The 10,152-nt window shown below is 52.0% G+C and carries 9 protein-coding genes; 5 read left to right on the top strand and 4 right to left on the bottom strand.

The genetic code is table 11. The features are described from left to right. The 3 genes from ACTS3T_RS18410 to ACTS3T_RS18400 all read left to right on the top strand — a co-directional run. A partial coding sequence (locus tag ACTS3T_RS18410; protein ID WP_462935325.1) for an Hpt domain-containing response regulator occupies positions 1-1,329 on the top strand: 1,329 nt, incomplete at its 5' end. Positions 1,330-1,530: 201 nt separating this feature from the next. After that, positions 1,531-4,038 (top strand): c-type heme family protein, encoded by a 2,508-nt coding sequence (locus tag ACTS3T_RS18405; protein ID WP_377965616.1) that lies wholly within the window; start codon positions 1,531-1,533, stop codon positions 4,036-4,038. A gap of 160 nt (positions 4,039-4,198) precedes the next feature. After that, positions 4,199-5,584 (top strand): serine/threonine protein kinase, encoded by a 1,386-nt coding sequence (locus tag ACTS3T_RS18400; protein ID WP_377965618.1) that lies wholly within the window; start codon positions 4,199-4,201, stop codon positions 5,582-5,584. Here the strand turns inward: ACTS3T_RS18400 and ACTS3T_RS18395 are convergent. The 4 genes from ACTS3T_RS18395 to ACTS3T_RS18380 all read right to left on the bottom strand — a co-directional run bounded on the left by ACTS3T_RS18395 (position 5,560) and on the right by ACTS3T_RS18380 (position 8,987). Beyond that, positions 5,560-7,242, bottom strand: a complete 1,683-nt coding sequence (locus tag ACTS3T_RS18395; RefSeq protein WP_462935324.1) for an alpha-glucosidase family protein — start codon at positions 7,240-7,242, stop codon at positions 5,560-5,562. The two genes, ACTS3T_RS18400 and ACTS3T_RS18395, sit on opposite strands and share 25 nt — an antisense overlap. Before the next feature lie 105 nt (positions 7,243-7,347). Further along, entirely contained in the window at positions 7,348-8,349 is a 1,002-nt protein-coding gene (gene gap / locus ACTS3T_RS18390) for a type I glyceraldehyde-3-phosphate dehydrogenase (RefSeq protein WP_377965622.1), read from the bottom strand. A 32-nt stretch (positions 8,350-8,381) separates the two neighbouring features. After that, a complete protein-coding gene (locus ACTS3T_RS18385; protein ID WP_377965624.1) occupies positions 8,382-8,588 on the bottom strand; it encodes an acetyltransferase in 207 nt (68 codons plus the stop codon). A gap of 57 nt (positions 8,589-8,645) precedes the next feature. After that, complete coding sequence (locus ACTS3T_RS18380) at positions 8,646-8,987, bottom strand: cupin domain-containing protein (RefSeq protein ID WP_377965626.1); 342 nt, start codon at positions 8,985-8,987, stop codon at positions 8,646-8,648. Between the two features lie 300 nt (positions 8,988-9,287). Between ACTS3T_RS18380 and ACTS3T_RS18375 the strand changes: the two genes are divergently transcribed. Next, positions 9,288-9,503 carry a hypothetical protein gene (locus ACTS3T_RS18375; protein WP_377965628.1) on the top strand — a complete coding sequence of 72 codons (216 nt, stop codon included), beginning with the start codon at positions 9,288-9,290 and terminating at the stop codon, positions 9,501-9,503. Between the two features lie 181 nt (positions 9,504-9,684). Then, positions 9,685-10,116, top strand: a complete 432-nt coding sequence (locus tag ACTS3T_RS18370; RefSeq protein WP_377965630.1) for a DUF6335 family protein — start codon at positions 9,685-9,687, stop codon at positions 10,114-10,116. Positions 10,117-10,152: the final 36 nt, after the last annotated feature.

Genomic DNA, 10,152 nt, shown 5'->3' with positions numbered 1-10,152 from the left:
CGCGAAGCCAATCTAGACGTTGCTACTCGTCCCTATGGTCGCTTCAGCCGCGATCGTCAGCACTATGAATTTGCCCGCGCTATACAGGTCGCTAATCAAACTTATTGGGTGCAGGTGCAGCTAGAAGCCACCCAGACGCAACGGGCGATCGCCGCTTATCGGCAACAAACGCTTTTGGGCAGTCTGCTCGTTGCTGCGTGGGCTACCGCCATCGCCCTCCTGCTGCTCAAGGCTTGGCTACTTCATCCCATCAGCCAATTAAAAGAAACGCTCCAGGCCACCGATGCCGTTTTACGCCCCAATCAGCTCGTCGTCCCTTTCTTGGCGATGCCTTTACCGCCTGAACTACAGGCTATTACCCAGGCTTTTAAGGCGCTTTTAGCGAATACAACGGACTATTTACTTCAGATCAAGGCAGCAGACACTCAAAAACTGACTGACTGCCAACTGGCTCTGCAACAAGCCCAAACCACAGCCCTGAACAAAGCAGTGTTGACCCGATATTTTGCTGGCCAGCGCTTGTTGATTGTCGAACCTGACCGCGATCGACAGGCCACTTTGCTGGGGCTGCTCAGCGACTGGCAAATAGAAGCCTGCATCGCTGTATCCGGCTATGAGGCAATTGGCCGACTGCTCGGTACTCACAACTTTGGGGCACTGCTCATCCGCTTAGAAATGCCACAAATGAATGGCTTAGCGCTGGCTCAGCAGTTGCAGCAACGGGTGGGTGAGTCGTTAGTGCCCTTAATTTTGCTGACAACCACTGAAGCAGACATCCTTATTGAACCAGACAGCTTTGTTGCCGTTTTGCCAGCCCCCATTGATGCGACTGAGCTAGCAATCACGCTGCTTCAGGTTTGGGGATCGCCCGCAACAGCAAGTGATAAAGTCGCCAACGCTAAAGTTGCCACCCCTGAAGATTCTCTGCCAGCACCGCTGAGCCAAGTTACCGCTAAGCCAGCAGCACAGACCGCTCTGTTAGCAGGCATTGACTTGGCTGGGTTAAAAACCTCTCTAGCTCCCTTGGGAGGGCTTTCTCGCCGCACGCTCACCCTGTTGACTGAAATTTACTTTCAAGAGTCTCCGAAGCTGCTGGCGGCGATCGCGGCTGTGCCCTTAGATTGCGATCGGGTAGAACAAGCAGCCCACACGCTGAAATCAAGCAGTGCCGCTTTAGGGGCTTGGCAGCTTTCTGCCCTTTGCGCTGACTTAGAAGCGGCAGCCCGTCAAAACAAGCCTTCAGTCATTGCCCCCCTAGCAGCTCAAGCCCAAGCTGCTTACGCCCAGGTACAAACAGATCTCCAGCAAATTGCCCAGGATCTGCCTTAAGTTAGGTACCTCTGCCGTAGCTAGCTCAAACGCTGGTTTGCCCACCGCCAAACGGTAAACTCACTAGCCATTAGTGGATAAGCACCAAGCGACTTTGGGCAATCTGAACTAGCGCAGCCAAACGCATCACTCGAAAGGAATGTAGCGGCGCTATTTCAAGCTTGGGGGTGTCTACCAAATGCTACCGCCTCATCACTCAACATGACTCGAACATTCAAGCTTGGCCCTAAATTCACGTTGTTGCTAACGCTGATTTTTCTGGGAGGAACCATCTTTAGCGGCTTTGTGCTTTCCAACGCCCTGCAGCACGAAGCCGAGCAAGAAATGGCCGATCGGGCCGAAATCTTAATTCAAACGATGAATGCGGTGCGCAACTACACCAGTAGTCACGTCAAACCCCAGTTAACTCAGCAGCTTCAAACTAGCCCCGAATTTGTTAAAGAGACTGTTCCCGCCTATTCAGCCCGTGAAGTTTTTGAAGCCTTCCGGCAATCGCCCAAATATACCCATTTCTTATATCGAGAAGCCACGCTCAACCCAACCAATCCTCGCGACCAGGCTGACGAGTTTGAAACCGACATTATTGCCCAGTTTCGCCAGAATACTCAACTTAAAGAGTTGCAAGGCTACCGCTTGCAGAAAGGGGAGCAGTTTTTTTACATGGCTCGGCCTTTAGCCATTCGTCAGGCATCGTGTCTAGAGTGTCACGGCAACCCGCAAAAAGCACCTGTCAGTATGCGGCAAACCTATGGGGATCAAAACGGCTTTGGCTGGCAGATGAATGAAATTATTGCCGCGCAAACCATCTATGTACCAGCGGGAGAAGTCTTGGCGCGGGGTCAGCGATCGCTGTTGATGGTCATGAGTATTTTTAGCAGCATTTTTGCGGTAGTTGTGCTGCTAATTAACCTGCTGCTAAAGCGAACGGTCATTCGCCCGCTCAAGCAATTGACCCAATTGGCTCGTCGTTTTCGGACAACGCAAGAGGCACTTCAGCCGCACCAAAGCCTCACCCATCTGGCTCAGCGACCCGATGAACCCGGACAACTGGCCAGGGCTTTTCAGCAGATGGCGCATGAGGTAACAGCCAGAGAAGCCTCTTTGAACCGGGCGAGAGAAGCAGCAGAAGCTGCCGTTGTCGCTAAAAGTGAATTTTTAGCCACGGTTAGCCATGAAATTAGAACACCGATGAACGGGGTGCTGGGAATGACCAATTTGCTGCTAGATACTCCCCTGACGACGCAGCAAAGTCTTTTTGTCGATACTATTCGCAAAAGCGGTGATGCCCTGCTGACGTTAATTAACGATATTTTAGATTTTTCTAAAATCGAGTCTGGCAAACTGGCGCTAGAAAAGCAGCCTTTTCACTTAGCCACTTGCATTGAAGATTCATTAGAACTTTTATCTTCTAAAGCGGCAGAAAAAAATTTAGAACTGCTTTATCAGCTTGATCCCACCCTGCCGCTGACCCTGACCGGAGATGTCACCCGACTGCGGCAAATTCTTGTCAACTTAGTGGGGAATGCGCTCAAGTTCACAGAGGTTGGCGAGGTGGTCGTTTCAGTTTCCGGCCAGCCCGTTAAGCAAGCTGCGACAGTTGAAAACAACCAGCCCCCGGCAGCACTCTATCAACTTGCTTTTGCCGTACGCGATACGGGCATTGGCATTCCACCGGATAAGCGCGATCGCCTGTTTAAGCTATTTAGCCAAATTGATTCATCCACGTCGCGGCGCTATGGTGGCACAGGGCTGGGGCTAGCTATCTGCCAACGCTTGTGCAAACTGATGGGGGGTGACATCTGGGTTGAAAGCGAGGTCGATCGAGGGTCAACTTTTCATTTCACCCTTTTGATTGAATCGGCTGTCGCTGAGCCAGCTAGCCAGCCATTGAGCCAGATGGCTGATAAAAGGGTGTTGATTGTCGATGACAATGCGGCTAGCCGCAAAGCCCTGACGACCTGGGCCACGGCGCAAAAACTGTCTGTAGTGGCAGCGCGATCGCCCTACGAAGCTTTAGGCTGGATGGCTCAAAACCTGCCTTTTGACCTGGCAATTATTGATGCTCACATGCCTGAGATGAATGGTTTTGAGCTGGCCTCAGCTATTGCAGATATGGGCAAACCCCTGCCAATTGTTTTTTTGGTAACGGCGGATAGCACCCACCTAACTAGCCGTTCTCAAAGCCTAACCGCTGTCGTGAAAAAACCCGTTCGCTACGCGCAGCTAGCAACTACGCTAAGTCAACTGCTAGCGGGGGACGCTGCTCTGTCACCAACGCTGTTTCCGTCACTGGCGATCGCCCAAACACAGCCCCCTGCCAACCCGGCTCTACGAATTTTGGTAGCTGAGGATAATCTGGTCAATCAACAGCTAGCCCTGCTGTGGTTAGAAAAAATGGGTTATCGCGCTGATGTGGTTAGCAACGGCTTAGAGGTGCTAGAAGCCCTGAGTCGGCAACCCTACGACGTTGTGTTGATGGACGTCCACATGCCGGAAATGGACGGCTTGAGCGCCACCCAGGAAATTTGTCGGCGTTTAGATGCTAGGCAGCGTCCCCGTATTATTGCAATGACAGCCAATGCCATGCCCGGTGACGACCAAAAATGTTTGCAGGCAGGCATGGATGATTACATTAGCAAGCCTATTCGGTTTGAAGAATTGCTAGCAGCGCTGGGTCAGTGTCGGCCTTTGGCAGGCGATCGCTTGTAGGCTTCGCCAGACTCAAAAGTCGCAACTAGGTAGCAGAAACCCATGCCCACCCTGGCTTGGTTAAGAGACATGAATTTAGCTCACCTGAGAGAAATTAGCCCCGTCTAGACTGTAGGCAGAAGAGAGCATACCGTTTCTGCCGAATTGAAGGATAGCCTAAATGCTAGGTCAAATCATTAGCGATCGCTATCAGCTCCAGCAATCTTTAGGCCGCAGCGGCCAGCAAACTTTTTTGGCCTTAGACTTACAAACCCAGCAGCTCGTGGTGCTGAAGCTGCTAAAGTTTGGCGGCGATCTCAACTGGGAGCAAGTGCGGCTGTTTGAACGAGAAGCCAGTATTTTGCAACAGCTTTCTCATCCGGCCATTCCGCGCTATCTCGATTCTTTTGAGCTAGATTTGCCGCAGTGCAAAGGGTTTGCCCTGGTTCAAACTTACCTCGAAGCCCGCTCCCTAGAAGAACATTTGCAAGCTGGACGCAGCTTTAGCGAGTCTGAAATTCGGCAGGTTGCTGAGCAGCTATTGGAAATTCTGGCCTATCTCCATACCCAAAAACCCGCCATCGTTCACCGCGACATAAAACCCAGCAATGTTTTACTGCGCGATCGCTCTGGGCATCGCGTGGGGCAAGTTTATCTGGTTGACTTTGGCGCTGTACAAAACTTGATCGCCGCCAAAGGCAGCACCATTACCGTGGTTGGCACCTATGGTTACATGCCCCCAGAGCAGTTCGGCGGGCGGGCTACACCCGCGTCTGACTTATACAGTCTAGGGGCTACGCTGGTCTATTTAGTCACAGGCATTCATCCGGCTGACCTGCCGCAGGAAAATTTGCGCATTCGGTTTGAAGCCAAAGCCAACCTCAGCCCAGCCTTCAGCCGTTGGCTCCGAAAAATGATAGAGCCGAGTTTAGAGCGACGCTTTCAATCGGTACCGCAGGCGCTCCAAGCGCTGCGTCATCCAGAGGCCGTCGTTTCAACGCGATCGCCCGATCGCCCCTTAGGAACCCGGATTCGACTGAGCAAAAACCAGACGACGCTGACCATCTCCCTACCGCAGCCAGCAATTGAGGCGGCAGTGCCCTTGCCCTCCGTTCGAGGCTGGGGCTGTTTGCTGGCCTTTTTGTTGTCTTATGTCTGGATACTGTGGCTAGCGATCGCTGTCGTCAACCGGGTCGCGGTTTCGCTCATCAGTTACTTGCTAGAAAAGCAAATTAGTTTCGGTTCGCGATGGGTTAAAGTCTCCTACACGCTGTGCGGCTTCGTGCCCCTGTTAGCTCGAAAAATGCCGCTGCAACAAGTTTCTCAGCTAGAGCGGCGTGAAGCCAGCTACCAGAAATCTGACTGGGGCTACCTTAAAAATCAGGCCGAAATTACCCTCTGGTTAGGAAACTACCCCTGTACGCTGAAAAAACTGGGGGGTCTGACGACACCAGAGCTAGACTGGCTAGAGCACGAGCTAAGCGACTGGTTTGAAGTCCCCGTTCGCCATCAAAACATTCAGCTAACCGATTTGCATCCCCCTCACTGGGACAACTCCCCAAAATAAACACCGTAAGGAGGCAGTTCCAGGCGATCGCCTTGGCGCTGGTAGGTAAAGCCCGTCTCTGTCTGGTCTTGGCAACCCGGATAAGGCGTCAAACTCAGCTGGGCTGAGTCAAAGCTGAGGTTAAAAACACACAGCAGCTTTTGCTGGCGACAGTGGCGAATAAAAGCTAGCACGGGCGCTGGCATGGGTAACAGAGTTAGCTGCCCCTGCCGTAGGGCGGGTTGCTGCCGTCGCCAGTGAATAAGCTGGCGATACTGGTTGAGCAGTGAGTTAGGATCCGCTGCTTGGACATCAACGGCTGCCCTCTGGTGTTCGGCAGGGATGGGTAGCCACGGTTCTAGGGCGGTGGTGAATCCGGCCTGGGGCTGGTCTTTGTACCAGGGCATCGGCGTGCGCGAACCATCGCGTCCCAGAATGGACGGATAACCAGCAATACCAAACGGATCTTGCATTTTCTCAAAAGGGATTTCCGCCTGGGTGAGTCCTAGCTCGTCTCCCTGATAGATACAGCAGCTACCCCGCAGCGAAATTAGCAAAGCCACAAACAAGTGATCAAACTGTTCCTGCACATCTGCCGATACATGAAACTTACTCCAGCGACTTTTAAGCCGGGGGAAGTCGTGGGTACCCGCAGTCCAGCAGATCACGCCGTCGCCAAAGGCGGCTTCAACTTGGGCAATAAGCTGATAAAGCCGCTCATGGGTCAGTGGCTCATCGTTCATTAAAGAAGAGTTGTAGGCCATGTGCAGGCGATCGCGGCCTCGCACATATTCGCTAGACGTGGCGATTGTATCTTCAGCGCTGCTAATTTCGGCTAGGGTTGTGCTTCCCGGATATTCGTCCATTAATTGCCGAATAGGCTGTAGCACTTCAGCAATGTTGGGCTGGCAAAAGTTGTAAAGATTGAGCTGCGAGAAAAACGGATCGTTAGGCGCAGCCCCTGCAGGCCGGGGTTGATTAGCTGGGCGCTGGGGGTTGTCACGGAGCTGGCGATCGTAGAGGTAAAAGTTCACGACATCTAGACGAAAGCCATCAACCCCCATATCCAGCCAAAATCGCGCCACCTGCTTAATGGCCTCAATGACTTCAAGGTTATACCAGTTGAGGTCAGGCTGCTCAACCAAAAAGTTGTGTAAATAGTACTGCTGGCGGCGAGGTTCCCACGTCCAAACGCTGCCGCCAAAGGTAGCTAGCCAGTTGGTAGGCGGCGTGCCATCGGGCTTCGGATCGGCCCATACATACCAGTCGGCTTTGGGGTTGTCACGGCTGCTGCGGCTTTCTTGAAACCAGGGATGCTGGTCAGAAGTATGGTTCCACACCTGGTCAATTAAAACTTTTAGCCCTCGCTGGTGAGCCGCTGCCAAGATTTGCTGAAAGTCTTGCAGCGTGCCAAAAATGGGATCAACCGCGCAATAGTCAGAAATGTCGTAGCCGAAGTCTTTCATAGGCGATTTGAAAAACGGCGAAATCCAAATCGCGTCTACTCCCAACGACATCACATAGTCGAGCTTTTGCAAAATCCCGGCCAAATCACCCACACCATCCCCGCTGCTGTCCATAAAGCTGCGGGGATAAATTTGGTAGATAAAAGCACTCCGCCACCAGTCAGGCGACTCTTGGCGCGAAATGACAGCAGGATAAGTTGATCCAACGACCATAGGCTTTGTTTAGATTTTGGATTTAAATTTGAGTAATCGTAAGGACTAAAAAGCGATCGCCTGAGGTCAGGCAATTAAAGGCAATGACGTAAGCTGGCAGCAGTTCTATAGCTGCTGGGCTAATCGCAGCCCCTGACGCAGCATTTGGCTAGCGTAGCCCCATTCGTTGTCATACCAGCTCATGATTTTGACCAAGTCGCCATCTACAACCTGCGTCATGGTGAGATCGACAACAGAGGCTCTGTAATCTTGGACAATATCTGAGGAGACAATGGCATCTTCAGAAACCCCCAAAACCCCTTGATAGCGATCTGTTTCAGCTTCTTCGCGAAAAATTTGGTTGATCTCAGCGATTTGCACCGGGCGATCGCAAACAAAAACAATATCTGAAATAGACCCCACCGGAACCGGACCCCGCACAGCGACCCCATCAAATTTGCCTGCTAGCGCTGGCAAAACCTTTGTAGTTGCGATCGCCGCTCCCGTACTGGTAGGAACAAAGTTAGCTGCCGCTGCCCGACCCCGCCGATATTTAGCACTAGGGGCATCTACAATTGCCTGACTAGAGGTATAGGCATGGATGGTCGTCATAATTGCTTTTTTGATCCCCACCCGCCGCTTCATCACCTCTACTACCGGGGCAATACAGTTGGTCGTGCAGCTTGCACAAGAAACAGCAGAAGCGTTATCAGCACTTTGCTGATTGATGCCGTACACCACAGTGGCGATGTCATCGCTTTTAGCTGGGGCAGACAGCACCACACGCTTAGCCCCAGCTTGCAGATGTTTTTCCAACCCTTCACGCCGACGAAAAACCCCAGTACACTCAAAAACTAAATCGATCGCCAGGTCGCCCCAGGGTAGTTGAGCCGGGTCTTTTTCGCCAAAAACTTTACAGGTAGTTTCGCCAATCGTCAGGCTATTTTCATCGCTTTTGACAGGCTGATGGTAGCGGCCATAAACGGTATCGTACTTGAGCAAATAAGCCAGGTTGTCAGCGGCAACCAGATCGTTGATCGCGACTAGCTCTAAATCAGCCTGATCGACAATCTGTTTGAGCACAGCTCGGCCAATACGACCCAAGCCATTGATGGCAACGCGTACCATAAGACCCCCTCAAGTGATTAGAAAAACAGTGCTTATTGGCGATAATTAGGGTCTGTCCAGCAAACGGGTAATTGCTCCCCGGACGGAAAGACCAAATTGGCTTTGCTAATACTTTCAGGGGGCTGTTCTTCTTCGCCAGCCTGATGTTGTCCGGTCACTTCGTCTTCAACCGGATTGATCAAAGCTTCTGTATCCGTAATCTTAAACAAAATGCCAGTTTCCTTATTCTGCATAAACATGGCAGACCTCCTATTAGATAAATAACTCTAAAAATTAACGTTATTGACTGAAATCATTTAAGCAGCATCTCGTTTAGCCGCCCGCGCTGGGGGGCTGGTGGCCTCGATCGCTGTGAAAGGCTCCAGAATGCGGTAGCTATGGGCGGTTTGCTGGGGCACCACCCAAGAGTCACCTGGATGGAGTTGAATCACTTCACCCGCTAGCTGCAACTCGGCTCGGCCTGCAATTACATAACCCACCATTTCATAGTCTCGCTGGGTTTCTGGCTTGGGTTCGCTGGGAGCTTCTTCCTGCCACAGGCGCATCGCTAGCTTTTGACCTGTCGCTAGATAGGTTTGCCCCATTTCGCCGCTAGCCGCCTTTTGGGCATTGGTTTTAGAGATCGAAGCGTCTGCCATCGCGATTTAAGTCCTACAGTTTTTTCAAGCAGCCAAACGAAAATTGGCTTTGCGGGTATTTAGTCATCTAATCCGAACATAAGAAAAAGTTGTTTTGTTGGCGTCCTTCTGTAGGGGGAGCTTGCTGAAGCAGGGGCGCAAAGAAAAGGCTCATAGCTTCGATATGTCAACGAGATATCAGTAGCTAGCTAGAGTGCAAGCCCAATTTTTTTAGATAGAGTGCAACCACAGTGATCGCCAACTAACCTAAATAAGCGCGATCGCCCGTGTACCCATTGCCGACGATTGAACAGGCTACTTATGACGCATTCTGATTCCTCTAATACAGCCGCCAAAAAAAACCAACAGCAGGCTGCTGACGAGAAAACCGTTGATCCAAGAGATTTGGTCTACAACAGCGAAACAGGCCAGCATCCGCGTGACGTCATCGAAAATCCGGCTGTCACACCCGAACTTCTAGACGATCCCGAAACATCCAGAGCAGGCTTTATTCGCGAAGACCGCGATCAGGATTAGACAACAAGCGATCGCCTGACACAGCCAAAAACGGGCGATCGGGGGCAGGCAGTTAGAGAAACCCTCTTAACTAACCCCTGCGCCCCACGCCAACCCCGACTTGATCGCAGGTTGCAAACCGAGATGCAGCTGAGCGCTCAACCAAACCATTCATACCAAACAGTTACCAAAGAGTATTTGCATGGCAGACCAGCAATCCCAAGATTTACAACAAGGCTATAAAATCGCAGGCAACCCAGAACAGCCCAATCAGCCCGCCAAAATCCAAGCCGAAGCCGATTCTATGGCCGAAGCCGTCCGCATGGGACTCGAAGATCACAGCGATCGCGCTGGAGCGACCGTTGCTGATAACAGGGAATACAGCGCTGCTGGTGCTTCAACCGTCGGCGGCGACCCGGATGCAATGGCTGATCAGGCCAAAGTAGTGGGCGAAGAAGCTGTCGGCGGCACTACGCCAACCCCCGACCAAAACGTCGTAGACGACATTGGTGAAGCCATGGGGATTGAAGCAGTTGATGAACAGCCGTTAGAAATTACCGAACGAATGCACGCCCGCGATCGCGAACGAGCAGAGCTTGACCCCCTCGCCCGCGACGACAACCCACCCACGTAAATAGCCACAAATAGCTTTTAGCCATTTTTAGCCATT

Source organism: Almyronema sp. (genome assembly GCF_052168255.1).
Classification (GTDB): Bacteria; Cyanobacteriota; Cyanobacteriia; order Phormidesmidales; family Phormidesmidaceae; genus Sphaerothrix; species Sphaerothrix epifaneia.
Note: the sequence above shows the minus strand (reverse complement) of the source record. Positions and strands in the feature narration are given on the sequence as shown.

Coding starts and splice junctions, on each gene's coding strand:
- ACTS3T_RS18400 (WP_377965618.1), top strand. CDS start 4,199: ATGCTAGGTCAAATCATTAGCGATCGCTATCAGCTCCAGCAATCTTTA.
- ACTS3T_RS18375 (WP_377965628.1), top strand. CDS start 9,288: ATGACGCATTCTGATTCCTCTAATACAGCCGCCAAAAAAAACCAACAG.
- ACTS3T_RS18370 (WP_377965630.1), top strand. CDS start 9,685: ATGGCAGACCAGCAATCCCAAGATTTACAACAAGGCTATAAAATCGCA.
- ACTS3T_RS18385 (WP_377965624.1), bottom strand. CDS start 8,588: ATGTTTATGCAGAATAAGGAAACTGGCATTTTGTTTAAGATTACGGAT.
- ACTS3T_RS18395 (WP_462935324.1), bottom strand. CDS start 7,242: ATGGTCGTTGGATCAACTTATCCTGCTGTCATTTCGCGCCAAGAGTCG.
- ACTS3T_RS18380 (WP_377965626.1), bottom strand. CDS start 8,987: ATGGCAGACGCTTCGATCTCTAAAACCAATGCCCAAAAGGCGGCTAGC.
- ACTS3T_RS18405 (WP_377965616.1), top strand. CDS start 1,531: ATGACTCGAACATTCAAGCTTGGCCCTAAATTCACGTTGTTGCTAACG.
- gap (WP_377965622.1), bottom strand. CDS start 8,349: ATGGTACGCGTTGCCATCAATGGCTTGGGTCGTATTGGCCGAGCTGTG.